At 62.5% G+C, this 25,410-nt stretch carries 26 protein-coding genes and 1 tRNA gene; 17 read left to right on the forward strand and 10 right to left on the reverse strand.

Features of this window, described 5'->3' with window-relative positions; all coding sequences use genetic code 11:
• Positions 1-5: 5 nt before the first annotated feature.
• From ABWV64_RS09980 to ABWV64_RS10015, 8 genes are all read left to right on the forward strand, one after another.
• On the forward strand, positions 6-1,823 hold the full coding sequence (locus ABWV64_RS09980; RefSeq protein ID WP_353344762.1) for an autotransporter assembly complex protein TamA: 1,818 nt from the start codon (positions 6-8) through the stop codon (positions 1,821-1,823).
• Positions 1,823-5,215, forward strand: a complete 3,393-nt coding sequence (locus ABWV64_RS09985) for a translocation/assembly module TamB domain-containing protein (RefSeq protein WP_353344764.1) — start codon at positions 1,823-1,825, stop codon at positions 5,213-5,215. The genes ABWV64_RS09980 and ABWV64_RS09985 overlap by 1 nt, the downstream gene beginning before the upstream one ends.
• Positions 5,216-5,265: 50 nt before the next feature.
• Positions 5,266-5,964, forward strand: a complete 699-nt coding sequence (locus ABWV64_RS09990; protein ID WP_353344766.1) for a fumarylacetoacetate hydrolase family protein — start codon at positions 5,266-5,268, stop codon at positions 5,962-5,964.
• 251 nt (positions 5,965-6,215) lie between these two features.
• Complete coding sequence (locus ABWV64_RS09995) at positions 6,216-6,977, forward strand: SDR family NAD(P)-dependent oxidoreductase (RefSeq protein WP_353344768.1); 762 nt, start codon at positions 6,216-6,218, stop codon at positions 6,975-6,977.
• A 10-nt stretch (positions 6,978-6,987) separates the two neighbouring features.
• Positions 6,988-7,755, forward strand: coding sequence for a crotonase/enoyl-CoA hydratase family protein (locus ABWV64_RS10000; RefSeq protein WP_353344770.1), 768 nt, complete (start codon positions 6,988-6,990; stop codon positions 7,753-7,755).
• 4 nt (positions 7,756-7,759) lie between these two features.
• Positions 7,760-8,251: a MarR family winged helix-turn-helix transcriptional regulator gene (locus ABWV64_RS10005; RefSeq protein ID WP_353344772.1), complete on the forward strand. Its 492-nt coding sequence runs from the start codon at positions 7,760-7,762 to the stop codon at positions 8,249-8,251.
• Positions 8,248-10,062: a feruloyl-CoA synthase gene (locus ABWV64_RS10010; RefSeq protein WP_353344774.1), complete on the forward strand. Its 1,815-nt coding sequence runs from the start codon at positions 8,248-8,250 to the stop codon at positions 10,060-10,062. The genes ABWV64_RS10005 and ABWV64_RS10010 overlap by 4 nt, the downstream gene beginning before the upstream one ends.
• A gap of 15 nt (positions 10,063-10,077) precedes the next feature.
• Complete coding sequence (locus ABWV64_RS10015; protein ID WP_353344776.1) at positions 10,078-10,950, forward strand: amidohydrolase family protein; 873 nt, start codon at positions 10,078-10,080, stop codon at positions 10,948-10,950.
• Between the two features lie 169 nt (positions 10,951-11,119).
• Here ABWV64_RS10015 and ABWV64_RS10020 read toward each other — a convergent pair whose 3' ends face one another.
• The 3 genes from ABWV64_RS10020 to ABWV64_RS10030 all read right to left on the reverse strand — a co-directional run bounded on the left by ABWV64_RS10020 (position 11,120) and on the right by ABWV64_RS10030 (position 12,507).
• Positions 11,120-11,632 carry a VPLPA-CTERM sorting domain-containing protein gene (locus ABWV64_RS10020; RefSeq protein ID WP_353344778.1) on the reverse strand — a complete coding sequence of 171 codons (513 nt, stop codon included), beginning with the start codon at positions 11,630-11,632 and terminating at the stop codon, positions 11,120-11,122.
• 362 nt (positions 11,633-11,994) lie between these two features.
• Positions 11,995-12,070, reverse strand: a tRNA-Ala gene (locus tag ABWV64_RS10025).
• 110 nt (positions 12,071-12,180) lie between these two features.
• Positions 12,181-12,507: a TIGR02300 family protein gene (locus ABWV64_RS10030; RefSeq protein ID WP_353344780.1), complete on the reverse strand. Its 327-nt coding sequence runs from the start codon at positions 12,505-12,507 to the stop codon at positions 12,181-12,183.
• A 111-nt stretch (positions 12,508-12,618) separates the two neighbouring features.
• On the opposite strand from ABWV64_RS10030, the gene ABWV64_RS10035 reads away from it, so the two are divergent.
• Positions 12,619-13,314 (forward strand): M48 family metallopeptidase, encoded by a 696-nt coding sequence (locus tag ABWV64_RS10035; protein ID WP_353344782.1) that lies wholly within the window; start codon positions 12,619-12,621, stop codon positions 13,312-13,314.
• Between the two features lie 53 nt (positions 13,315-13,367).
• Complete coding sequence (locus ABWV64_RS10040) at positions 13,368-14,015, forward strand: GntR family transcriptional regulator (protein ID WP_353344784.1); 648 nt, start codon at positions 13,368-13,370, stop codon at positions 14,013-14,015.
• Positions 14,016-14,141: 126 nt separating this feature from the next.
• Here the strand turns inward: ABWV64_RS10040 and ABWV64_RS10045 are convergent, their stop codons facing one another.
• The 3 genes from ABWV64_RS10045 to ABWV64_RS10055 form a co-directional block, all read right to left on the reverse strand.
• Positions 14,142-15,104, reverse strand: coding sequence for an acetyl-CoA carboxylase carboxyltransferase subunit alpha (locus ABWV64_RS10045; RefSeq protein WP_353344786.1), 963 nt, complete (start codon positions 15,102-15,104; stop codon positions 14,142-14,144).
• Positions 15,105-15,214: 110 nt separating this feature from the next.
• A complete protein-coding gene (locus ABWV64_RS10050) occupies positions 15,215-15,868 on the reverse strand; it encodes a hypothetical protein (RefSeq protein WP_353344788.1) in 654 nt (217 codons plus the stop codon).
• Positions 15,865-16,467, reverse strand: a complete 603-nt coding sequence (locus ABWV64_RS10055) for a LysE family translocator (RefSeq protein WP_353344790.1) — start codon at positions 16,465-16,467, stop codon at positions 15,865-15,867. Before ABWV64_RS10055 ends, ABWV64_RS10050 begins: the two co-directional genes overlap by 4 nt.
• A 72-nt stretch (positions 16,468-16,539) precedes the next feature.
• On the opposite strand from ABWV64_RS10055, the gene ABWV64_RS10060 reads away from it, so the two are divergent.
• Together ABWV64_RS10060 and ABWV64_RS10065 are read left to right on the forward strand one after the other, a co-directional pair.
• A complete protein-coding gene (locus ABWV64_RS10060; RefSeq protein ID WP_353344792.1) occupies positions 16,540-16,992 on the forward strand; it encodes an Lrp/AsnC family transcriptional regulator in 453 nt (150 codons plus the stop codon).
• A gap of 158 nt (positions 16,993-17,150) precedes the next feature.
• A complete protein-coding gene (locus tag ABWV64_RS10065; protein WP_353345903.1) occupies positions 17,151-17,609 on the forward strand; it encodes a transglycosylase SLT domain-containing protein in 459 nt (152 codons plus the stop codon).
• A 69-nt stretch (positions 17,610-17,678) separates the two neighbouring features.
• Here the strand turns inward: ABWV64_RS10065 and ABWV64_RS10070 are convergent, their stop codons facing one another.
• On the reverse strand, positions 17,679-18,641 hold the full coding sequence (locus ABWV64_RS10070; protein ID WP_353344794.1) for an L-malyl-CoA/beta-methylmalyl-CoA lyase: 963 nt from the start codon (positions 18,639-18,641) through the stop codon (positions 17,679-17,681).
• 294 nt (positions 18,642-18,935) lie between these two features.
• On the opposite strand from ABWV64_RS10070, the gene dgcN reads away from it, so the two are divergent.
• From dgcN to ABWV64_RS10085, 3 genes are all read left to right on the forward strand, one after another.
• The gene (gene dgcN / locus ABWV64_RS10075) at positions 18,936-19,931 is read left to right on the forward strand and encodes an N-acetyltransferase DgcN (RefSeq protein ID WP_353344796.1); all 996 of its coding nucleotides are present in this window, start codon (positions 18,936-18,938) and stop codon (positions 19,929-19,931) included.
• Between the two features lie 93 nt (positions 19,932-20,024).
• Positions 20,025-20,990, forward strand: coding sequence for an N-acetyl-D-Glu racemase DgcA (dgcA, locus tag ABWV64_RS10080; RefSeq protein WP_353344798.1), 966 nt, complete (start codon positions 20,025-20,027; stop codon positions 20,988-20,990).
• A 24-nt stretch (positions 20,991-21,014) separates the two neighbouring features.
• Positions 21,015-21,875, forward strand: a complete 861-nt coding sequence (locus tag ABWV64_RS10085; RefSeq protein ID WP_353344800.1) for a D-amino-acid transaminase — start codon at positions 21,015-21,017, stop codon at positions 21,873-21,875.
• A 111-nt stretch (positions 21,876-21,986) separates the two neighbouring features.
• On the opposite strand, the gene ABWV64_RS10090 is transcribed toward ABWV64_RS10085, so the two are convergent.
• The 3 genes from ABWV64_RS10090 to ABWV64_RS10100 are packed head-to-tail and all read right to left on the reverse strand — an operon-like array spanning position 21,987 to position 23,438.
• Positions 21,987-22,301 (reverse strand): DUF1244 domain-containing protein, encoded by a 315-nt coding sequence (locus tag ABWV64_RS10090; protein WP_353345905.1) that lies wholly within the window; start codon positions 22,299-22,301, stop codon positions 21,987-21,989.
• 54 nt (positions 22,302-22,355) lie between these two features.
• A complete protein-coding gene (locus ABWV64_RS10095) occupies positions 22,356-22,694 on the reverse strand; it encodes a 5-carboxymethyl-2-hydroxymuconate isomerase (protein WP_353344802.1) in 339 nt (112 codons plus the stop codon).
• Positions 22,695-22,697: 3 nt separating this feature from the next.
• A complete protein-coding gene (locus tag ABWV64_RS10100; RefSeq protein WP_353344804.1) occupies positions 22,698-23,438 on the reverse strand; it encodes an N-formylglutamate amidohydrolase in 741 nt (246 codons plus the stop codon).
• Positions 23,439-23,645: 207 nt separating this feature from the next.
• Between ABWV64_RS10100 and pyk the strand changes: the two genes are divergently transcribed.
• Positions 23,646-25,091, forward strand: coding sequence for a pyruvate kinase (gene pyk, locus ABWV64_RS10105; RefSeq protein WP_353344806.1), 1,446 nt, complete (start codon positions 23,646-23,648; stop codon positions 25,089-25,091).
• 41 nt (positions 25,092-25,132) lie between these two features.
• Complete coding sequence (locus ABWV64_RS10110) at positions 25,133-25,357, forward strand: hypothetical protein (protein WP_353344808.1); 225 nt, start codon at positions 25,133-25,135, stop codon at positions 25,355-25,357.
• Positions 25,358-25,410 lie beyond the last annotated feature (53 nt).

The following is a 25,410-nucleotide window of genomic DNA, read 5'->3' on the forward strand; positions in this document are numbered from 1 at the left end:
CCCAGATGGCCATATCGCCCTTATCTCGCAAACTGACGCTTGGCCTTGGCCTGTCTGTGGCGCTTGGCCTGAGCGGTTTGCACATGGACAGCGCGCGCGCGCTCGAGGCGGTGGATTTCCAATTCAAAGGCGTCTCCGATGATCTCGCCGACGAGCTACGCGCGGCGTCGCTGACCCAAGCGGCCAAGGTCGACGGGCGCACCGCACCCCAAGACGTGCTTGCCGCCGCGCAGGCCGATTACGCCAGCATGACCGGCGTGCTTTATGCGCAGGGTTATTATTCCGGCGTGGTCCATGTCTATGTGGACGGGCGCGAGGCGGCGACGGTGCCGCCTCTGGACCAATTGCGCGATGTGAAGCGTGTGGTCATTTCTGTCGACCCCGGAGATCGGTTCAACTTTGGCAAAGCCGAAATCACCCCGCTTCCCCAAAGCGCGCAGCTGCCCGCGCGGTTTGCAACCGGCCGCGCCGCGCGCAGCACGGCGGTCAAGGATGCGGTCGGCGCGGGGATCGGCGCATGGCGCTCCGAGGGCCACGCCAAAGCCGCCGTTGCGGGGCAAAAGATCACCGCCAACCACAACAAAAACCAACTTGATGTCGCCGTGACGCTGCGCACGGGGCCAAAGCTGCGCTTTCATAAACTGGTCTTTTCCGGCTCCAGCAAGGTGCGCGAAGAGCGGCTGCAGAAAATCGCAGGTTTGCGCGGCGGCGAGACCTTTGATCCCGAAGTCCTCGACACCATCGCGCAGCGTTTGCGCCGCACGGGGGCCTTTCGCTCGGTCAGCATCACAGAGGCCGAGCAGATCGGACCCAATGATACAATTGACCTCGAGGCCGTCGTGGTCGATGCCAAACCGCGCCGCATCGGCTTTGGCGCGGAATATTCCACCCAAGACGGCGCGGCGCTGTCCGGCTATTGGATGCATCGCAACCTTTTGGGCGGGGCAGAGCGGCTGCGCCTTGAGGCTTCGGTCAGCGGCATCACCGGCGAGACCGGCGGCGTGGATTACCGATTGTCGGCCGATTTCGAGCGTCCCGCCTCTTTTGGCACCGATACGGCGCTGACGCTGGGAGCTTTGGCCGAACATCTCGACGAGCCTGATTACACCTCCGACCAGCTCAGCTTTTCGGTCGGTATGCGCCGGATCATCAACGAGCATCTGACCGGCGAAGTGGCCGTCGAATGGCGCCGCTCGCGCATCGAAGACAGCCTCGGGCGGCGCGAATACGATCTTTTGAGCCTGCCGCTGGAACTGACGTGGGACAAGCGCGACAATGTGCTCAACACCCGCAACGGCTCTTATTTGCAAGCCAACCTGCGCCCCTTCTACGCCCAAGGCAGCGTGCGCTCGGGCGGGCGTATAGCGCTGGACGGGCGTTATTACCAACCGCTTGGCGCCGAGGGCAAGACCGTGGCCGCCGTGCGGCTTCAATTCGGCTCGCTCTTCGGACCGGATGTGGCGTCGGCCCCGCCCGACTACCTGTTTTATTCCGGCGGCGGCGGCACCGTGCGCGGTCAGGATTATCAATCTCTTGGCGTGGATCTGCCCGATGGCCGCCGCCGCGGCGGGCGCAGCTTTGTCGGCCTGTCCGGCGAATTGCGGGTCGCCACTGGCAAAAAGCTCAGCGTGGTCGGTTTCGCCGATGCGGGCTATATCGGCGAAGAGGCATTTTTCGACGGCTCGGGCGCGTGGCATTCGGGGGCGGGTCTCGGGCTGCGCTATGATACGGGGATCGGGCCGATCCGCGTTGATCTGGCCGCGCCGACCTCTGGCGGCGGCGACGGGGTGCATCTCTATATCGGCATCGGGCAGGCGTTTTGATGCGGCGCGCTGTCCCCCTTCGTCGCGTCGGCAAATCTGCTGTTCTGGCACTGGCGCTGGCCTTGCCCGCCTCACTGCCCTTGGCGGTGATGCCCGCGCCCGCCCTCGCGCAATCGGCCGATCCCCTGCCGCAGTTGCGCGCGGATAACACACCCGAGGAAGACCGCAGCTTCCTGACTGCGTTTTTGGAAGACAATCTGTCGGGCGCGGGGCGTAGCGTGCGGATCACCGGTTTTTCCGGCTCGCTGAGCTCGCGCGCCAGCCTCGACACATTGACCATCGCCGATGACACTGGCGTCTGGCTGCGCCTTGAGGGCGTGACGCTGGATTGGAACCGCAGCGCCATTTTGCGCGGGCGGGTCGAGATCACCGCGCTCAAGGCCGATTTGATCGACATGGCGCGCGCGCCCGCCGCGCCCGAAACGGCGGCCCCAGCACCCGAAGCCACGCCGTTTTCCTTGCCCGATTTGCCAGTCTCGGTGCGGATCGACGAGATCGAGGCCAAACGCATCGCGCTGGGCGCGCCGCTCTTGGGCCAAGCGGTCAGCTTTTCGCTCAAGGGCAGCACCTCTTTGGCCGAAGGCGCGGGGGCGATCAAACTTGCGCTGATCCGTGAGGACAAAGGGCCCAAGGGCCGCTTTGCGCTTGAGGCCAGCTATGACAATGCGGACAAGCGGCTCGCGCTTGATCTGCTGGCCGAAGAAGAGGCGGGGGGCTTGGCGGCGACGCTGGCCGGATTGCCCGGAGCGCCGGAACTCAAATTGGCGGTCGCGGGGGCGGGGCCGCTTGACGATTTCACTGCCGACATCGAATTGGCCAGCGATGGCGCGCCGCGACTGGCGGGGCAGGTCATCTTGTCGACCGTGCCGCCCGAGGCGGCAAGCGGCGCCGCCGAGGCCGATAGGGGCGCCGCGCCGCCTGCGGCCCTGCGGCGGGTGGATGCCAAGCTCGGCGGCGATATCGCCGCGCTGTTCTTGCCGGACTACCGCCCGTTTTTCGGCGAGAATATCGCCCTGACGTTGAGTGGCGGCGAGCGCGCCGATGGCGGTTTGCAGCTTGATCAATTGACGCTGATTTCGCGGGCGCTGACCTTGTCGGGCAATGCGGCTTTGGATGCGGCGCGCTGGCCGGAGAAATTCGCCCTGACCGCTTCGATCAAGCAGGCTTCGGGCGCGCCGGTGCTTTTGCCGATCAGCGGCGTCAAGACGCGCGTGAAGGCCGCGCAGATGGACCTGTCTTTTGACCGCGCGGCGGGCGAGGAATGGCAAGGCAACCTTGCCATCGACGCTTTGGAGCAACCCGATCTGGCCGCGCGCCGCTTGGCGCTTTCGGCCTCGGGCTACATTCGCGAACGCCGCCCCGGCAATGTCGGCAGCGCCTTTGCCTTGCTCAATTATGCGGCCGAAGGGCTGGCCCCGAAGAACCCTGCGCTGGCGCGGGCCTTGGGGGCGGAGATCCTTGGCGGTGCGCGGATCACCTTTGTCAAACGCGAGCCTTTGCTGATCGAAGATCTGACGCTCAGCGGTGCGGATTACGGGCTGAGCGGCGATATCAGTGTGATCGGCGATATGTCCGCCATCGACATCAAAACGGATCTCGATCTGACAGCTGCAGACCTGTCGCGTTTTGCCGCTCTGAGCGGCCAGAATTTGCGCGGCGCGGCGCAGGTCGCGATCAAGGGCGCGCTGGAGCCCTTGTCGGGCGCCTTCGATATGACGGTTGAGGGGCAGACCGACAATCTGGCGATCGGGCAGGCCGATGCCGACCGTTTGCTGCGCGGGCGCGGGACGTTGAGCGTCGCTGCCAAACGTGATGGCACGGGTCTGCATTTGACCGCGCTGAACGCCGAAACCCGCGCCGTCACGCTCACCGCCAGCGGTGATTTGAACAGCACGCAAACCGCCCTCGCGGGGCGCCTGCGCCTTGCCGATGTCGCCCCCTACGTGGAGGGTCTGAGCGGCCCGCTGAGCGTGACCGGCGAGGTTGCGCGAACCGGTGAGGGGCCGTGGCAACTTGCGCTTGACGCGGATGGGCCGTCGGGCACAAAGGCCTCGGCGCGCGGCTCGGTGGCGGCAGGTTTTGACAGCGCCAATATCGACATTTCCGGTGCGGGGCCTTTGGCCTTGGCCAATCCGTTCTTGCGGCCGCGATCCGTCAGCGGGACGGTCAACCTTGATCTGGCGCTCAACGGCCCGCTCGCGGTCTCGTCGCTGTCGGGGCAAATCGCCACGCGCGGCGCGCGGCTCTCGGCGCCCGCCCTGCGCACGGCGCTTTCCGGCCTTGATGCGACGGTCACGCTTGGCGGTGGGCAGGCACGGATCGAGGCGAGCGGCGCGGTCAGTTCGGGCGGGCGGCTGCGCTTGTCCGGCCCTGTGGATCTGGATGCGCCCTACCGCGGCGATCTTGCCGTCGTGCTGGAGGCGATCGGCCTGCAAGACCCGCAACTCTATACCAGCACGGTGGGCGGCACGGTCAAAGTCAAAGGCCCCCTTGCGGGCGGGGCGTTGATCAGCGGTGCGCTGGATTTGGGCGAGACCAACCTGCGCGTGCCCGACAGCGGCATCGGCAGCACGGGCGAATTGCTGGATGTGGTCCACCTTGGCGAGCCGTCAGCCGCGCGCGCCTCGCGCGCGCGCGCGGGTCTGTTGAGCGATGACGCGGGCGGCTCTGCCTCCGGTGCATCGGGCGGCGGCGCGGCCTATCCGCTTGATCTGCGTATCGGGGCGACGCGGCGGATTTTCTTGCGCGGGCGCGGGATCGACGCCGAACTGGGCGGCGTTTTGCGCTTGGCGGGCACCACGGCCAATATACAGCCCTCGGGCCGCTTCGATCTGGTGCGCGGACGTCTGGATGTTTTGGGCAAGCGCATTTCGCTCGACGAAGGCTATGCCCAGTTGATCGGGAATTTCACCCCCTATATCCGCCTTGTCGCCAGCACCAGCGCCAGCGACACGCAAATCAGCATCGTCATCGAAGGCGATGCCGCGCAGCCCCAGATCTCGTTCCTCTCCAGCCCCGAGTTGCCGCAAGACGAGGTTCTGGCGCGGCTGCTCTTTGGCCGCGCGATCAGCGAAATTTCACCTGTCCAAGCGGCGCAACTGGCCGCGGCAGTGGCCACATTGGCGGGCAAGGGCGGTGCGGGCGTGATCGGCAAGCTGCGCGATAACTTCGGTTTGGATGATCTGGACGTGACCACCTCGCAAGATGGCGAGGCGAGCCTGCGGGCGGGGCGCTATCTCTCTGATAACGTCTATACGGATGTGACCGTCGGATCCTCCGGTACCAGCGAGATCAACCTCAATCTCGACGTGAGCCCGAACCTGACAGTCAAAGGCGGCCTGTCGTCGGACGGCAATACCGGCATCGGGATTTACTTCGAAAAAGATTACTGATTGTCTGGCCTCCAGCGCCGCCAACGCGGATCAACAGCCGGAGCCATCCCATGAGCAATTACGTCTTTCCCGCCCCTGTTCAACCGATCATCGCGGTCAAAGGCGAAAGCGCGGCCTATCCCGTGCGGCGGATTTTCTGCGTCGGGCGCAACTATGCCAAACACGCCGCCGAAATGGGCTATGAGGTCGACCGCGATGCGCCGTTCTTCTTTACCAAATCGGCGCATATGACCTGCGCCAGCGGCTCGGTGATCGCTTACCCTCCGCAAACCGAGGATTTCCATTACGAGATGGAACTGGTCGTGGCGCTCGGCGGTCCGGTGTTTTGCGGATCGCCCGAACAGGCGGCGCAGGCCATCTATGCTTACGGCTGCGGTCTCGATATGACGCGGCGCGATTGGCAAATCAAATCGCGCGAGGTCAAACGACCATGGGCCTTTGGCAAGGATGTGGAAAATTCCGCCGTCTTCGCGCCGCTGACCAAGGCCGAGGCCTTTGGTCCGATCTCGAACCAGCGCATCCATCTGGAGTTGAACAGCGCGGTGCGGCAGGATTCGACGCTCGATCTGTTGATCCATCCGGTGCCCGATGTGATCGCCTATCTGTCCAAGTTCTACCATCTGGACGCGGGCGACGTGATCATGACCGGCACGCCCGAGGGTGTGGGGCCGGTTGCCCCGGGGGATAAGATCACCGGCGGGATCGACGGGCTGGATCCGATATCGCTCACCATTGCTGCCGCCCAATAGGGCGCGGGCGCGCCGCGAGTCGGCGCAAGATTTCTGCGGCTTCGTGCAAGTCGTTGAAATTGCCGCCTTAAAAGTTATGGACAGTAATAGATATGAAGCATAACTATCATGCCAATCCGCAGCACCAAAGAGGCTGCACTGCGGATGCCGCGCGCAGGGGCGCGACTGACCACCGGTGCGCCATCCATACGCCGCCGTAGGTTTTCCTCGGCGACCGGCATCCGGCCAAGGCATGCATAGGGAGAGTTCACATGCAAATTGACGGACAGATCGCAGTTGTCACCGGCGGGGGAAGCGGGCTTGGCGCGGCCACCGCGCGCCATCTTGCCGCCAAGGGCGCAAAGGTGGCGATCCTTGATTTCGACATGACCCGCGCCGAGGCGGTCGCCGGTGAAATCGGCGGGATGGCCGTCAAGGTCGATGTCAGCGATGCCAGCTCCGTGGGCACCGCGATTGACCAGATTTGCGACACAGTCGGCGCGCCGCGCATTGCGATCAATTGCGCCGGTATCGGCGTCGCTGCACGTATTGTCGGCCGCGAAAGCAAACTGTCGATCGAGGCCTTCGAGAAAGTCGTCAAGGTCAATCTCTTTGGCACCTATAATGTGATGAGCCATGCCGCCGCAAAGATGGCGCAGCTTGAGCCTTTGGCCGATGGCGAGCGCGGGGTGGTGATCAACACCTCCTCGGTCGCCTATCAGGACGGTCAGTTGGGCCAAGCCGCCTATGCCGCCTCCAAAGGCGGGATTGCCGCGCTGTGCCTGCCTGCGGCGCGCGAGTTCGCCCAAAGCGGCATTCGGGTCATGGCCATCGCGCCGGGTCTGTTTCACACCCCGATGATGGAGGGGCTGCCCGAAGAGGTGGCTGCCAAGATCACCGCCAATATCCCCTTTCCCGCCCGTTTGGGCCAACCGCAAGAATATGCGCTTTTGGCCGAACAGATCGTCACAAACCCGTTTTTGAACGGCACCACCATCCGGCTCGACGGCGCTGTGCGCCTGCCGCCGCGCTGAGGAGAGCACCATGTCCGAACCCGTTTTGAAAATCGACATCAACGGCGGCGTCGCCACATTGACGATGAACCGTCCCGACAAACGCAACGCCATGTGCGATGCGCTTTTGCATGCGATTGATGCCTTCTTTGCGCATCCGCCCGAAGGCGTGAAAGTCGCGGTTCTGACCGGCACGGCGGGGCATTTTTGCTCGGGTCTGGACCTGTCGGAACATGTGTCGCGCGACGCCGAAGGCACAATGCGCCATTCGCGCGGCTGGCATCAGGTGATGGACCGCATCCAATACGGCGGGCTGCCTGTGGTCTCGGCGATGTTCGGCGCGGTGATGGGCGGCGGGTTGGAGCTTGCCACCTCGACCCATGTGCGCATCGCCGAAGCCTCGACCATTTTCCAACTGCCCGAAGGGCGGCGCGGCATTTTTGTCGGCGGCGGTGCCTCGGTGCGGGTGGGCCGGATTTTGGGCGCCGACCGGATGATCGAGATGATGCTGACGGGCCGCAAATACGGCGCGGATGAGGGCAAGGCCTTGGGCCTTGCGCATTACAGCGTCGGGGAGGGCGAAGCCTTGGCCATGGCGCAAGAACTGGCTGGAAAAATCGCCGCCAACGCGCCGCTGTCCAACTATATCATGATCCAAGCGCTCAGCCGGATCGAGGATATGGACAAGGCAGGGGGGCTCTTTACCGAAAGCCTTTGCGCGGCGGTCACGCAAACCAGCCCCGATGCCATCGAGGGCCTCGCCGCCTTCCTTGAAAAACGCCAGCCAAGTTTCCGGTGATCTGATGCGCACACCTGTTTCCAAACCCGCGGTAAACCATACGGCCACGCATGTTGATGATAGCACGCTGCGCGAGGCGCTCGGTTATCACATGAAGCGCAGCTTCAACCATGTGCAGGCCGACCTGACCCGCGTGCTCAAACCCTTCGAGTTGCGCATGTTGACCTATACGGCCTTGGTTCTGATCACCGACAACCCCGGTTTGCGGCAATCACAACTGGCCGCGGCGATGGACATTGAGCGGCCCAATCTGGTGGTCATCATCGATGAATTGGAACGGCGCGATCTGATCCTGCGCGAGCGGGTGCCAACCGACCGGCGCGCCTATGCCTTGCAACCGACATTGGCGGGGCGGCAGCTTTATGAACATGCGCTCAAAGCGGTGCGCGCCCATGAGGCGCAATTGACCCAAGGCATAGACGAGCAGACGCGCGCCACCGTGATTGCGGTGCTGCGCGGGATCGAAAAACGGCTGGCCGGAGGCGAAGCCCCATGAAACGGACATCGAAGTTTTTGCCGCATAAGGTAATCCACGAGGCGCGCCCTGATGGCACGATCCTGCTGCGATCGGCCTATCCGCTGGGCGCCTATGTGCAGCGCAGCGGCGACTGGTTGCACCGATGGGCCAGCGCCGCGCCGGACCGCACATTCCTAGCAGAGCGCAGCGGCGCGGGCTGGCGCGAGGAAAGCTATGGTGCCACGCTCGAGCAAGTGCGTGCGATTGCAGCGGCGCTTTTGGCGCGCGGCATGGGGCCGGACACGCCGATCCTGATCATGTCCGGCAACGGCGTGGATCACGGGCTTTTGACGCTGGGCGCGCAATATGCCGGTGTGCCCACGGTGCCTGTGGCCGAACAATACAGCCTCATCCACGGCGCCCACGGACGGCTGCGCCATGCGATTGAACTGGTGCGGCCCAAGATGGCCTATGTGGTGGATGCCGATCAATACGCCGAGGCGCTCAAGCTGGATGCGCTCGGCGGGGTCGAGATCGTCGCCTCCCGAACGGGCGGCCAGAAGGTCACGCCTTTTGCGCAGTTGCTTCAAGGGGACGGCGGGATTGATGTGGACGCGGCCTTTGCCCGCGTGACCCCCGATACGGTCGCCAAAATCTTGATGACCAGCGGCTCGACCTCGAACCCCAAAGGCGTGCAGACCACCCAGCGGATGATGTGCGTCAACCAAGCCCAACTCAGCGATGCGATGCCGTTCTTGAAGGACCGCGCGCCGGTCATCTTGGATTGGCTACCGTGGAACCACGTCTTTGGCGGCTCGCATAATTTCAACATGATGCTGGCCAATGGCGGCAGTCTCTATATTGACGATGGCAAACCGGTCAAAGGTCTGTTTGATCGCACGCTGGAAAACCTGTCGATGGTCACGGGCAGCCTGTCGTTCAACGTGCCGGTCGGCTATGCGATGCTTGTCGCCGCATTGGAAAAGGACGCTGCCCTGCGCCAGCGGTTCTTTGAAAACCTCGATTTGATCTTTTATGCGGGCGCGTCATTGCCGCAAGAGGTCTGGCAAGGGTTGGAGCGTATGGCCGAAGAGGTCAAAGGCGAGGTGCCGTTGATGACCTCCTCTTGGGGGCTGACCGAAACCGCACCGGCTTGCATGATGCAGCAAGAGCCGATTGACCGCTCCGGCGTGGTGGGGGTGCCGATGACGGGCGTCGAATTGAAGCTGATCCCCGACGCCGAGATGCGATGCGAGATACGCGCCAAGGGGCCAAACGTGATGAGCGCCTATTTCGAGGATGCGGTCAAAACCGCAGAAGCCTTTGATGAGGAGGGGTATTTCATCACCGGCGATGCCATGGTCTTTATCGACAAGGATGATTTTGGCAAGGGTATGCGCTTTGACGGGCGCATTTCCGAAGATTTCAAATTGCTCACCGGCACATGGGTGCGCGCGGCGGGGCTGCGCGTCGATGTTTTGGCCGAATTGGCGCCGATTGCGGGCGATCTGGTCATCACGGGGGCCGACAGAAACGAGATCGGCGTGATGGTTTTCCCCAACATCGAGGCGCTTGAGGCGGCCGGATATGACATGCGCGAAGAAGACGGCGCGTTGACCTGTCCCAAGCTTTTGGCCGAAATCCACCACCGTTTGAATGCGCGGGCAGGGCGCGTCAGCGGATCGTCGAGCCGCGTCACCCGTGCGATTGTTCTGGCCGAGCCGCCGTCTTTGACCGAGGGTGAAATCACCGCCAAGGGCAATCTGAATTTCCGCAAAGTGTTGACGCGCCGCGCCGCACTTTTGAACCGCCTCTATGATGACAACGCCGCCGGCGTTGCGAAACTTTAAGACAGGAGCAGACAGATGGTTGATCTTACCAAAGTCCGCGCGATTGATTTTCACACCCACGCCGAAGAGCCGTGCGGATGCCATAGCGATGATGGCTATGACGATTTGCAATCGACCATGGCGACCTATTTCGGCGCGCCGTGGAGCCACCCGCCCACCGTGCCGGAAACCGCCGCCCATTACCGCGCGCAAAACATCGCCGCCGTGATCTTCCCCGTCGATGCCGAACGCGAAACCGGCTACCGGCGCTACAAGAATGAAGAGGTGGCCGAACTGGCCGCAGAGAACGATGATGTGCTCATCCCCTTTGCCTCGATCGACCCGCATAAGGGCAAGATGGGCGCCCGCGAAGCGCGCCGATTGATCAAGGATTTCGGCATCAAGGGCTTCAAGTTTCATCCGACCATGCAGGGGTTCTACCCCAATGACCGTTTGGCTTACGGCCTCTATGAAGCCATCGCCGAAGAGGGCGGGATCGCGCTGTTCCATACCGGTCAAACCGGTGTCGGATCGGGCATGGCGGGCGGCAACGGCATGCGGCTGAAATACTCCAACCCGATGTATATGGATGATGTGGCGGTGGATTTTCCCGAGATGAAAATCATCCTCGCGCACCCCTCCTTCCCGTGGCAGGAAGAGGCGCTCGCCGTCGCGCAGCACAAGCCCAACGTCTATATCGATCTGTCGGGTTGGTCGCCCAAATACTTCCCCGAGATTTTGGTGAAATACTGCAACTCGATCTTGAAGAAAAAAGTGCTGTTCGGCTCTGACTGGCCGATGATCACGCCCGAACGCTGGCTCAGCGATTTCGAGAAAATCGCCATCAAGGACGAGTTGCGCGAGGGGATCATCAAGGGCAACGCGGCCAAACTGCTTGGGCTGAGCTGATCCGGAATTTTTCGCCGCGATGATGCGCCCGCAGGCCCGCCCTGCGGGCGTTTGCACGTTGCGGCGGCGGGCATCCTAGCGCTTGCCCAAAGAAGCCTGCGCCCAAAGAAAAAGGGACACCCCCGTGCAGGGCGCCCCAAATCTCGGATCTTTGGATCGCGAGGCCGGATCAGGCCTTTTTGCGCCGGCGCAGGGCCGCAACGCCGCCAAAGGCCGACAGCAGCAGCAAACCCGCCGCAGGGACCGGCACTGCCGGTGCAGACACGAGCTGGATGCCTGCGCCGCCACCCGAGGTGCCAGCAGCGCTCTGGATCACGGTGCCGCTGATGTCATATACGCCCGCGCCCAGCATGAAGACCGCCGAGCTGAAGTCCGCGCTGGCAAAGGCCGCGTCAAAATCGCCGCCGATCTCGAAGCCCGCGCCATCGGGCACCAAGGATGTTTGCCCAAGGCTCGCGCCGCTGGAAAACACTTCGAACATGTCACCGGATGTGAACGCGTCGGTCACATAAAGATAGGCGCTGCTCGACAAGGAAAACGTAAAATTGTCGTCCCATGCGGTGGAGCCGAATTGAAACTGGGTCCAGCCCGCGTCGAGGGTGAGCGGCGCGGCTTGCGTTGCCGGCGTTGAGATGGCGAGTGTTGCAGCCGCAATGGCTGAAAGAAGCATGGATTTATTCATGTGTTCGTCCTCATTAAATTAATTGAAAATGGTTGGCCCAATAATCAGCCGCCATAGTTTTAACACAATTTTAATGATCTGCGGCCGAAAACTTGCGCTGGGCGGCTTTGCCGCAAAGGCGGCAGGCAAGCGCGCAGGGTGTATCTGGCGCGCGCGGATATTGCCTTTCCTATAAGTGACTTACCTTAGGTTACCCAGCCTTGAAGGCGAGAGGAAATCCGACGGCTCATAGACAGAGCAACATTTTCGCCCGTCCCGCGCCGGCGGTCGCCACGCCGCATGCCGCGCGGCGGCCGAATCGGTGTAAACGCCGCGCCAAGCGCGTCGTAGCCGAACAATATGGTAAAAAAGAGGAGTGGATTTGGTGGAGCCTAGGGGAGTCGAACCCCTGACCTCTTGCATGCCATGCAAGCGCTCTACCAACTGAGCTAAGGCCCCAAATCCAGGCGTTTGCGCCCTACAAGATCGGATCTCGTGAGCGGCTAATTAGGCAATGCAGCAGGCAGGATCAAGCACAAAATCCCGCCTGTCGCAGATTATTTTACAGCTTAGCTGTCGTCGTCATCCGCAGCGACATCGGCGATGTCGTCAAGCGAGACATCATCGTCGTCGTCATCATCTTCGAGAACGTCATCACCAAGGTCCAGATCGACATCTTCGTCGTCCAGAACCGCGACATCATCATCGGATTCGGCCTCTTTGGCTTTCTTCGATGCGGCGTCTTCGGCATCGGCGGCGATCATGCGGCTTTTGCCAAGATCGATTTCAACGACCTCGCCCGTATAGGGGCTGACGATCGGATTTTTGTTCAGGTCATAAAACCGTTTACCGGTGGTCGGGCAAACGCGTTTTGTGCCCCATTCTTCGTTGGGCATCGGTCATCCCTTTCAAAATACATGAGTCTTGTCGACGGTCTGCGCCAACTGCCATAAGAGAGGGCAGGTGTCAAAGGCTTTCCCGCCCTTTGGCGCGTATCAGGAGCCGATATGGCGCAGCATATTCTCGAGGGCAACCCGCCCGTTGAAATTTCTCTACGTCGCTCGGCGCGGGCGCGGCGGATATCGCTGCGGGTCTCGCGGCTGGACGGGCGCGTGACCTTGACCTTGCCGCGCGGGGTGCGCGAGCGCGAAGGGCTGGCCTTTGCCCGCGAAAAAGCCGCTTGGCTGCGCGCGCAGTTGGTCGATCGGCCCGAAGAGGTCTTGGCCACCCTCGGTGCGCAGATACCGGTTTTGGGCGTGCCGCATCTGGTCGAGGCTGCCCCGAGCGGGCGCAGTCCGCGCTTCGATGGCGGCGCGCTGCTCGTTCCAGGTGCGCAAGAGCGCGTGCCGGCGCGGCTTGCCGCATTCCTCAAAGAGCGCGCGCGCGCCGAACTTTGCGCCGCCTCCGACCGCTATGCCAAAGCCTTGGGGCGGCCCTACACCTCGCTGACCCTGCGCGATACGCGCTCGCGTTGGGGGTCGTGCTCGTCGGGCGGCGGGCTTATGTATTCGTGGCGGCTGATCATGGCGCCGCGCGCGGTGCTGGACTATGTCGCGGCGCATGAGGTCGCCCATCTGGCCGAAATGAACCACAGCGCGGCCTTTTGGGAGACGGTCACCGCGCTTTACGGAGATTACCGCGCCCCGCGCCGCTGGCTGCGCGAAAGCGGCGGAGAATTGCACCGCTACCGGTTTAAACCGTGATCGCGTGCGCGCCCGCGCTTGACGGCGCCGGATAATGTGATCACAAATTCGCCATGCTCATTCATGCCCGTCCCGATCCGTCTCCCTCCGCCCATGACCGCGTTTATCGCGGGCTGCGCACCCGTATCATGCACGGCGAGATCGCGCCGGGACAGGCGATGACCCTACGCGGCATCGGCGCGGATTTCGGCGTCTCGATGACCCCCGCCCGCGAGGCCATCCGCCGCCTTGTCGCCGAAGGGGCGCTGTCGCTCTCGACCTCGGGCCGCGTGGCGACGCCGGAGCTGAGCAATGACCGTATCGAGGAGCTTTCCGCCCTGCGCTCGCTGATCGAGGTGGAGCTGGCCTCGCGCGCCATGCCGCGCGCCCATATGGCCCTGATCGAGCGTCTGCAGGCGATCAATGCGACCATTGCCGAAGCCATCGACCGCCAAGATGCGGTGGGCTACATCCGCAGCAATCTCGAATTTCACCGCACGCTCTATTTGCGCGCGCAGGCCCCTGCGATGCTGGCCATGGCTGAAACGGTCTGGTTGCAGCTCGGCCCGACGATGCGCGCGCTTTACGGGCGTTTGCAACGCAAGGAGCCGCCGCATTTTCACCGCCTGATCCTCGCGGCGCTCAAGGCTGGCGATGAGCCGGGATTGCGCCTCGCCGTGCGCTCCGACGTCACGCAGGGCCTCAAAATGCTGGTGGCTTGAACGGGGCTGCGGTGTTTGCGGGTTCGTCAAATATCCCCGCCGGAGGCTCCGAGCATTGCACCGCAGCGCAACAGAGTTTCAGGCCTCCGGCGGGGATATTTATAGAACAAGCAAGGGCGCGGAAAATCAGGCGGCGAGGCCTTTTGCGCCGATATCAAGGAATTTGCGGCGGCGGTCCTCAATCAGCTTTTTCGCGGATTTGCCGTCAAGCTCGGACAGCAGGCTTTCGATGGTCTCGGCCACGGCCTTCATCGCCGCATCCCGATCGCGGTGCGCGCCGCCCAAGGGTTCCTTGATCACACGGTCCGCGACGCCGAGCTTTTGCAAATCCTGCGCGGTCAGGCGCAGCGCTTCGGCGGCCTCGCGCATTTTGCTGCCGTCTTTCCACAGGATCGACGCACAGCCCTCGGGCGAGATTACCGAGTAGATCGAATGTTCCAGCATCGCGACGCGGTTCGCCGTGGCAAAGGCCACCGCCCCGCCGGAGCCGCCTTCGCCGATGATGACAGAGACGAGCGGCACACCAATTTGCAGGCATTTTTCTGTCGCCCGCGCGATGGCTTCGGATTGCCCGCGCTCTTCGGCGCCTTTGCCCGGATAGGCACCGGCCGTATCCACCAAGGTCACCACGGGCAGGCCGAATTTATGCGCCAGTTCCATCAACCGCACGGCTTTGCGGTAGCCTTCGGGGCGCGCCATGCCGAAATTCCGCTCGATGCGCGATTTGGTGTCATGGCCCTTTTCATGGCCGATCACCATCACCGGCCGATCGCCAAGGCGCGCAAGCCCGCCCATCACCGCCAGATCATCGGCAAAATTGCGATCCCCTGCCAGCGGCGTGTATTCGGTAAACAGCGCCTCGATATAGTCTTTGCAATGGGGGCGTGCGGGGTGGCGCGCAACTTGGCATTTGCGCCAAGGGGTTAGCGATTTGTAAAGCTCGACCAACATGTCTTTGGCTTTTTTGTCGAGCGCCGCCGCCTCGGCCTCGATGTCCATTTCGTCATTGGCCCGCGCCAGCGCGCGCAATTCCTCTGCCTTGCCTTCAATCTCGGCCAAGGGTTTTTCGAAATCGAGATAATTGGTCATGTCGCACTCCACCTGTCTGACACCGATATAGGCGTTTGGTGGGGGGGGATGCAACGCCTTGCATCGCGGCTCATGTGAGGCACTGTGCGCGGGCGGCGCGGGTGTGCGGGTCAAGCCGGAGGCGCGCTTGCCGCGTGACGGGTTTCGATCTGGCGGATCAGGCATTGAGGCGCGCTGAGCACCTCTAGGCCTTCGGCCTCGATCAGCGGCGCAGCGCAGGCCATCGAGGCTTGCGCCAGCACAAGGGCAGCGGGGGATTGGCCAGCTTTGGCGGCATCGGCCAAGGCCTGCGCTGCCCCGCGCCCTATCGCGGCGGCGAAACCGTCCATATCGCCCGCCTCGAACAAGCGCCAAGCGCCGTCAATAAAATGCGGATGGATATGCGCGCCATTGCCGGCGCGGCGCATCTCCTCGGCGAGAAGCGCGTGAGAGGGACGCGCCGTGCTTTCAAGGCAATAGAGCATCACAACCGGCCCGCCAATGCGCGCGGCCTGCGCCATCATCGGCCGGTCGATGCGGAGCGCACCGGCCTTTTCCGCCGTGGGGCCAAGGGTGGTGCAGGTGCAAATCACCATGCCTTGAGCGGTGCTGACGGCAGTAGAAATCTCTGTGCCAAGCGCGGTGTCGATCCCGCCGCTGCGCGCCCGTGCAAGCCAGTCCTCGCGCACGATCTGCACCAGCGGCAGGTCCGGAACATGCTGCGCACAGAGCGCCGCAAAGGTCGCGCGGTGCACCTCGGCGGTATGAAAAAACGTCAGGCTCATCCGCCGTGAGGATAAAGCACCGGATAGAGCGTGGCCAGCAACAACAGCGCCATCGTCCAGTTGAACAGGCGCAGCCGCGCAGGGCTTTGGAGCAGACGGCGCACCTGTAGCCCCATCAAGGTCCAAAGGCTGATCGAGGGCAGATTGACGAGGCCAAAGACCGCGGCGACGACCAGAACCGTCGGCAGATCACGTTCGGGCGCATAGAGCGTGATGGCCGACAGCGCCATGGACCATGCTTTGGGGTTCACCCACTGAAACGCCGCCGCTTGGAAGAACCCCAAAGGTTTGCCGCTGCGGCTGGCGGTGTCGGGCGCGCTGGCATGGGCGATTTTCCACGCCAGCCACGCCAGATAGAGCACGGAAAACACCTTGAGGATCAAATAGCTAACCGGTGCGAGGTCAAACAGTCGCATCAAGCCGATGCCGACCAGCGCGACCATGAGGGTGAAGCCGATGGCGATGCCCATCATGTGGCGCAGGCTGCGCAAGAACCCGAAATTCGCGCCCGAAGCCATCAGCATCAGGTTATTCGGCCCCGGAGTGATCGAGGAGACGAGGGCAAAGCCCGCAAGGGCGAGGAAGAAATGTTGTGTCATTGCGCAACCCTATCGCGGGAATGGCGCAATGGGGTTGTTATTTGCGGCGTTCTTTGGCATGTTTTGCAACAAATGATCTCTATTGATGAAACTGACCGTAAGATATTGCGCGTGTTGGGCGGCGAGGGCCGGATCAGCAATCTGGAACTGGCCGAGCGGATCGGCCTGTCGCCTTCAGCCTGTTTGCGCCGCGTGCAAGAACTGGAGCGTTCGGGCGTGATCAAAGGCTTTCGCGCCGTGCTCGACTCCGCCGCGATGGGGGTGGGGTTTACCGCCTATGTCACCGTGGGGCTGAACGCCCATACCAAAGCCGCGCAAGAAGCCTTTGAACGTGCCATTGCCCGCGCCGAAGAGGTACGCGAATGCCACAATATCACCGGCGCTTGGGAGTATCTTTTGCGCATCGAGGCGGCGGATTTGGCCGCTTATAAACGGTTCCATACCGATGTCTTGGGGACCTTGCCGCAGGTGCAATCGATCACCTCCTATGTGGTGATGGGATCGCCCAAAGACGAGCGCGCCTAGAGCGCAAAGCCGCCGAAGGTCGGGGTGGATGGGCAAGCCCTCGCGCAGGCCAAACCTCAGGCGGCAAAATCTCTGGCTTTCCCTTTGAAGGCGCGCGTAGCTTTGCGCGCATATCCCCTTTGGAGTCTTTTGAATTGCGTTTTCTCCCTAAGCCTTTGATGACCCTCGCGATGCTCGCCGCGCTTGCCGGATGCGGGGCCGCTTCGACCCCCTCGCAAAGTGAGGCCCCGTCGCAGCAATACAGCGCCCCGCTTTATCCCAACGAGACGCCACAGCTGCGCGCGCAGATCATTGCCGCCGCGCAAAAGCACGATGTGCCGGTGGCCTTGGTGCAGCGGGTGATCGTGCGCGAAAGCACCCATCGGCCATGGGCGCGCAACGGGCCCTATTACGGGTTGATGCAAATCCTGCCCGCTACGGCGCGCGGCATGGGGTATGAGGGGCCCGCCGAGGGGCTGCTTGATGCGCAAACCAACCTGCATTTCGCGGTGAAATACCTGCGCGGAGCGTGGCTTTTGTCCGGCGGCAGCTATGACGAGGCGGTCAAATGGTATGCGCGCGGCTATTATTACGAGGCCAAACGGCGCGGGATGCTGGAGGCGACGGGGCTGCGGTAAGACGCCTGCCTGCATGCAAAAAGCCCGCACGCATCGGCGCACGGGCTTTGATCGGTTCGCGGCGCGGGCTTAGGCGCTGGCCGCGATCATCTCGGATTGGCGCACGATGACTTCGGCCTGTTTGATCGACGCGATGTCGACAAGGCGGCCTTTGTAGACGGTCGCACCTTCGCCATTGGCTTTTGCGGTTTCCATCGCGGCGAGGATCTCGCGCGCTTCGGCGACGGCCTCCTCCGACGGGGTAAAGACCTCGTTGGCGAGGGCGATTTGTTTGGGATGGATCGCCCATTTGCCAACCATGCCCAGCGTCGCAGAGCGCAAAGCCTGCGCGCGAAAACCCTCATCGTCGGAGAAATCGCCAAAGGGCCCATCAACCGGCAAAACGCCATGGGTGCGGCAGGCCGCGACAATCGCGGTTTGCGCCCAATGCCACGGATCGGACCAGTATTTCGCGCCTTCGCGCAGCATGTAGTAGTTTTCCTGCGTGCCGCCGATGCCGGTGGTTTGCATCCCCATCGAGGCGGCGAAATCGGCGGCGCCGAGGCTCATCGCGACAAGGCGCGGCGAGGAGGCGGCGATTTCCTCGACATGGGCGATGCCCGCGGCGCTTTCGATGATCACTTCGAAATTGATTTTCTTGGTGCGGCCCTTGGCGGTTTCAATCGCGGTGACCAAGGCATCGACCGCATAGATATCGGCGGCACAGCCGACCTTGGGGATCATGATCTGATCGAGGCGCTCGCCCGCTTGTTCCATCAAATCAACCACATCGCGATACCAATAGGGCGTGTCGAGACCATTGATGCGCACGGAAAGGGTTTTGTTGCCCCAATCATAGTCGCTGATCGCGGCGATGATATTGGCGCGGGCGCTGTCCTTGTCCGACGGAGAGACCGAGTCTTCGAGATCGAGGTTGATCACATCCGCCGCAGAGGCCGCCATTTTCGCGAAAAGCTTGGTGTTCGAGCCAGGGCCGAAGAGTTGGCAGCGGTTCGGACGGGCAGGGGCGGTGGGTTGAAGACGGAAGCTCATGGGCGGACCTTTCGGGTAAGGAAGTTTCGCATTTCTTGCGGCAAGAGTTATTAAATTGCGCGCTGCCGTGCAAGGCGATTCTGCGCTTGCGGCATGGGCGCTGCATCGCGGCAAGTTGGGGAGGCGTAATCGGTGGATTCTTCGCCTAACTGACAAATATGCGGTGAATTATTGCTCAAAATCGGCCCTTGATCGGTAAGTTTCGCAGGAAATCCATGCTCTGGCGGAGGAAGGTGGCCCCGACACGGGCGCGCAAAATTGCGGCCCCTCAATCCCATCCGTCAGGAGCATATCATGATCGAAACCCCTTATCTTTTGTTCCTCGGCGATGCGGTCGATCCCTTGGCGGCCAAAGTGGCGCAGGGGATCCGCGACTGGCGGCCCGAATATGCGCTGGGCCAGTTCCGGCTTGAGGGATGCAAGGCCGATATGGGTCTGCCGGATATGGATCTGGCCGAAGCCTATGCGGCGGGCGCACGCACCTTGGTAATCGGGGTGGCGAACCGTGGCGGCTATATCTCCGAAAGCTGGCGCGCGGTGTTGCGCGATGCGTTGGAGGTAGGGTTTGATTTGGCCTCGGGGCTGCACAACCTGCTGCGCGACGATCCCGAGCTTGCGCAAACGGCGGGGCGTCTGGGGCGGGCCTTGCATGATGTGCGTGTGCCCTCGGTGGCCTATCCGATTGCCAATGGGGTGAAACGGACGGGCAAGCGGCTTTTGGCCGTGGGGACCGATTGTTCGGTTGGCAAAATGTATACCTGCCTTGCGATGGATGCCGAGATGCGCCAGCGCGGGATGAAGTGCGATTTTCGCGCAACGGGGCAAACCGGTATTTTGATCACCGGCGGCGGCGTGCCGCTGGATGCGGTTGTGGCCGATTTCATGGCGGGGTCGATCGAATGGCTGACGCCGGACAATGACGCCGATCATTGGGATTTGATCGAAGGGCAGGGCAGCTTGTTCCATGTGTCCTACTCGGGGGTGACTTTGGCCTTGATCCATGGCGGGCAGCCGGATGCTTTGGTCCTGTGCCACGAGCCGACGCGGCCCCATATGCGCGGCCTGCCGGATTACCAATTGCCCAGCCTAGAGGCCCTGCGCGATACGGCACTGGCCTTGGCCAAGGTCGGCAATGCCGATTGCAGGGTCATCGGGATTTCGGTGAACACCCAGCATATGGGCGAGGCCGAAGCGCAGGCCTATTTGGCCAAGGTCGAGGCCGAGATGGGATTGCCCACGGTTGATCCCTTCCGCCAAGGGGCGGCGCGTTTGGTGGATGCGCTGGAGTAAGCGGATCGCGCCGAAAGGCCCCTTGCGCATTTGATCGCGGTGAGGGAGCCTCCGGCGGGGATATTTGAAGAACCAGCAAAGGCAGGGTGGGCAATGCAAATAGACGTGACGCGCGATGTGTTCCAGTTGGCGCAGGTCTTCACCATCAGCCGCGGCAGCCGGACCGAGGCGCAGGTTTTGACCGTGACGGTGACGGGCGGCGGCCATATGGGGCGCGGCGAATGCGTGCCCTATGCGCGCTATGACGAGACGCTTGGCAGTGTCGAGGCGCAAATCGCCGGATTGCCCGCCACCTTTGATCGGGCTGCCTTGCAGCAGATGTTGCCCGCAGGGGCGGCGCGCAATGCGGTGGATTGCGCCTTGTGGGATCTGGAGGCCAAGCGGTCCGGAAAGCGGGTTTGGGAATTGGCCGGAGTGCCGGCGCCGGCGCCGCAGATCACGGCATTCACCCTGTCCTTGGCCGAACCCGATATGATGCGGACGCAGGCCCAAAAGCACAGTCACCGGCCTTTGCTCAAAATCAAGCTCGGCACGCCCGATGATATGCCGCGATTGGAAGCGGTGCGCGCGGGCGCGCCGAAATCCGACATTATCATTGATGCAAACGAAGGGTGGAGCGCCGAGGTCTATGCCGATCTGGCGCCGCATTTGCTGCGCCTTGGGGTGACTTTGGTGGAACAGCCCTTGCCTGCGGGCGAGGATGAGGCTTTGATTGGCATGGCGCGCCCTGTGCCTTTGTGCGCCGACGAGAGTTGCCATGATCGGGCCAGTCTGGCGGCGTTGCGGGGCAAATATGACGTTGTGAACATCAAGCTGGACAAGACCGGCGGGTTGACCGAGGCGCTGGCTTTGCGCGCGGCGGCGCTGGCGCAGGGCTATGAAATCATGGTCGGTTGCATGGTCGGATCGTCTTTGGCGATGGCGCCTGCGACGCTTTTGGCCCAAGGCGCGCGGGTCACGGACCTTGACGGGCCGCTGTTATTGGCCGAAGACCGCGACAACGCTTTGCAATACGACGCCCTCGGAGTGCACCCGCCATCGCGCGGCCTTTGGGGCTAACCTTCGGTTACTGAGGAGACCGCCATGACCCGCACTGTTTACGTCAACGGAGAGTATCTGCCCGAGAATGAGGCGAAAATCTCGATCTTTGATCGCGGATTTTTGATGGCGGACGGGGTCTATGAGGTCACATCGGTGATCGGCGGCAAGCTGGTGGATTTCGAAGGGCATTCGAAACGGTTGGAGCGTTCGCTGGCCGAGCTTGATATGGCAAACCCCGTGACGATGGATGAGTTGCTGGAGATTCACCGCGCCTTGATCGCCAAAAACGATCTTGTTGAGGGCGGCATCTATTTGCAGATCACCCGCGGCGCCCCTGCGGATCGCGATTTTGCCTTTCCCGATCCCGACACCACCCCGTCGAGCATTGTATTGTTCACGCAGGTCAAGAACCTTGTGAACGCGCCTGCGGCGAGCAAGGGCATCAAGGTGATCTCGATTGACGATCTGCGTTGGGAGCGCCGCGATATCAAGACCGTGCAGCTTTTGTATCCGTCGATGGGCAAGATGATGGCGGCCAAAGCGGGCGCCGATGATGCGTGGATGGTGCAGGACGGACTGGTCACCGAAGGCACGTCCAACAACGCCTATATCGTCAAAGGCGGCAAGATCATTACGCGCAAGCTGAGCAATGATATCCTTGCCGGTATCACCCGCGCCGCCGTTCTGCGCCTCGCCAAAGAAGCGCAGATGGTGGTGGAAGAGCGCAGCTTTAGCATCGAAGAGGCGCAAGAGGCCGACGAGGCTTTTGTCACCTCGGCCACGACATTCGTGTTTCCCGTGGTCGAGATTGACGGCAAAGCGGTCGGCGATGGCAAGGTCGGATCGGTCGCCAGCCGCCTGCGCGAGATCTACATCGAAGAGAGCCTGAGAAAGGCGATTTGACCGGTTCGGGGCAAGCCCGAGACCAAAGACGACAAAACCCGCGCCTTCCCTGAGAAGGACGCGGGTTTTTTATCGGGCGGCATTCAAGGCGCGCCAGAACAGCGATGAGGCCTAGCCCGCGTCGCCGACATTCTTGGCAAAGGCCTCTTTGAAGGCGGCCTGTTTTTCGGGGCTGGCCTCGGTCTGGCTTTGGGCCTTCCAATCGTCATAGGGCATGCCGTAATAAATCTCGCGCGCCTCGTCTTTGCCCATCTCGATGCCGCGCGCATTGGCGGCTTCTTGATACCAGCGGCTCAGGCAATTGCGGCAAAATCCGGCCATGTTCATCAGGTCGATGTTTTGCACATCGGGGCGCTTTTCCATCAAATGCGCGCGCAGGGTGCGAAACGCGGCGGCTTCGATTTCAATACGGGTCTGGTCGTCGATATCCATCTGCATGTCTCCAAAAACGGGCGGTTTGCCCGATACTTTTGCCCGATACTATAGGCGCGGCGCGCGGCGGGCCAGAGCGGGCGAAAAGTCGTAACTGTCCACGGTGATCGCCGCCCGATCGGGCAGGGCGGCGGTAAGCGCCTCCAAAACGCAGCGCACCATATCGGCAGAGTGCGCCTCGCTGCGCCCCGCGATCAATCCCAGCATCGCATGGGCAAAAGGCGCGCCGTTGCCGATGCGCTCGGCCACGGGCACATAGGCGCGGATTTTCAGGTTGCGCGCGTCCCCCGTAGCGGGATGTGCGGCGAGCGCCTCAAAAATCCGATCACACAGCGCTTGCGGATCGGCGGCACAGGCGGGCGAGAGCTCTATGGTGACATGGGGCATCGCCTAACATCCCGCCTTGTCCAGAGCCGCGCCGAGCATGGGCGCCAGCCGCTCGGCCCATGCGCGTTGCTGCGCCTGCGTCTCGATCAGGTCGTTGCGCAGCTCGAGCAAGATATTGGGCCGCTCATAGGCGATGGCATGGCGCGCGATACTGTCCCCCGGAAGGTGGCCAGCGTAAGGTTCGTTCGCGCCGACGCAGATGTCCGGCTCGGCCTCCAGCATCGCCATCAGCGGGCGAAACAGCCGCTCGTCCGCCGCATAGAGCAGCCCGATATGCCAAGGGCGCGGCGCGCGCCCGCGCAATTGCCGCGTATAGCTATGCACCGAAATAATCGCCCGATCCGGTCGCCGCGCCGCCAATTCGGACAGGGCGGTGTGATAGGGGCGATAGCAGCGGTTGAGCCGCATCTCGCGCTCATCGGCATCCGCGTGACGGTTGGCCGGAATGATCGTACCGTCATAAAGCTTCATCAATAGCGTGGGATCATCCTCGCCGCGGTTGGGGTCGATGACCAGCCGCGAGAAATTCGACATGATCGCAGGCGCGCCCAAAATCTCGGCCAGATACCGGCTCAGCCCCGCCGCCCCAGGGTCATAGGCAATATGGCGCGCCATATCCTCGGGCGGCAGCCCCAAATCCCCGCCCGCCACGAAATCGGGCACCGTATTGGCGGCGTGATCACAGGTGACAAGCCAGCGGCTATCGCGGTGCTCGCCAATAATTTCGTAAGGCGCGTATGTCATGTTCTGTCCGTGTCTTCCATATTGGGCCACACATAGGGGAGTTGCCCGCAAATTGGAATTGGGCAATAAGGGACGCGATCCTGTTAGCGTTAACGGCGGTATTTGCCTGATCCGCTGCGCTGGCCGCTTGCGCCCCCTTGTGCCGCTGTTAGGGTGGGCAGGAATGGCAAAAGCCACTGGACCGGACGAAGTCAGAAGGACCCCGATATGAGACGCCACCGCAATACCAAAATCGTCGCCACATTGGGGCCCGCCTCGGAAAGCTACGAGATGATCCGCGCGCTGCACGAGGCGGGGGCGGATGTGTTCCGGCTCAACATGAGCCACGGGCAGCACGACGAGATCCGCGAAAAACACCGCATTATCCGCCAGATCGAAAAAGAGCTCGATAGCCCCATCGGCATTCTGGCCGATTTGCAGGGGCCAAAACTGCGCGTCGGGACCTTTGCCAATGGCGAAGAAGAGCTGGAGATCGGCGCGGCGTTCCGGCTTGACCTTGATGAGGCCGAGGGCACCGCCACCCGCGTGCGCCTGCCCCATCCGGAAATTTTCGCCGCCCTCGAAGTGGGCGCGCATCTGTTGGTCAATGACGGGAAAATCCGCCTCAAAGTCACCGCCTGCGGCGCCGATTTCGCCGATTGCGAAGTGATCAATGGCGGTACGATTTCCAACCGCAAAGGCGTCAATGTCCCCGATGTGGTTCTGCCGCTGGCGGCGCTGTCGGAAAAGGATCGCGCGGATTTGGAATTCGTTTGCCAATTGGGCGTGGACTGGCTCGCGCTGAGCTTTGTGCAGCGCCCCGAAGACGTGGAGGAGGCGCGCCTTCTCGCGGGTGGACGCGCGGCGATCCTGTCAAAGATCGAAAAACCCTCGGCGGTGGCCTGCATCGACGACATTCTTGCGGTGTCTGACGGCATCATGGTGGCGCGCGGCGATCTGGGCGTGGAGCTTCCAGTGCAAAACGTCCCGCCGATCCAAAAACGCATCATCCGCAAATGCCGCGCGGCGGCCAAGCCGGTGATCGTGGCCACGCAGATGCTCGAATCGATGATCGACAGCCCGATGCCCACCCGCGCCGAGGTCTCCGATGTCGCCACGGCGATCTATGAGGGCACGGATGCGATCATGCTCTCGGCGGAATCTGCGGCGGGCTCCTTTCCCGTCGAAGCAGTCACCACGATGGACAATGTCGCCAAAGAGGTCGAAAGCGATCCGACCTACCGCGATGTGATCGAGGCCTCGCGCGCGCCGACACGCCGCACTGTGGCCGATGGCATCGTCGCCGCCGCGCGCGAAATTGCCGAAGCCTCGCACATCAAAGTCATTTGTTGTTTCACCCAAAGCGGCACGACCGCCTTGCTCACCGCGCGCGAGCGTCCCCGCGTGCCGATCATCGCCATGACCAGCCTGCGCGGCACGGCGCGGCGCTTGGCTCTTTCGTGGGGGGTGAACTGTGTGATGACCTCGGAGCTTGACCGTTTCAAACAGGCCGTGATCAATTCCGCCCGCGCCGCGCGCAGCCAAGGGTTTGCCACCGAAGACGACCAGATCGTGGTGACGGCAGGCGTGCCCTTCAATGTGCCCGGCACCACAAATATCCTCAGGGTTGCGCCATGCGCGGAAAGATTGATTTACGCCTCTGATCCAGAGTAGGCTGCCCTCCAGTTAGCGAAGATTAACGCGAGGATGAGTAGATGGACACAGATTTAGCCTTGGTCATTGGCATTGTGGTGGCAGTTTTCTCAATACCATCAGTGATTTCTGCCTTTTCGGACGGGCGCCCGCCGCGCGTCGCGGCTTTTGCCTTGATTGCGGGCGGCGCTTTGGCCGCATGGGCGGTCACGCAAAAACCGGGGGGCTATTCGGTCAATGATGTGCCCGAAGCCTTTGTGAAAGTCGTCGCGCGCTACATCAATTAGGCCGTGATGATCGGGCAGGTGGCCGATTGCACCGCGCAAAGGCCCGCCGCAAT

Origin of the sequence: Litorivita sp. NS0012-18, from assembly GCF_040371945.1 — a bacterium.
GTDB lineage: Bacteria > Pseudomonadota > Alphaproteobacteria > Rhodobacterales > Rhodobacteraceae > Litorivita.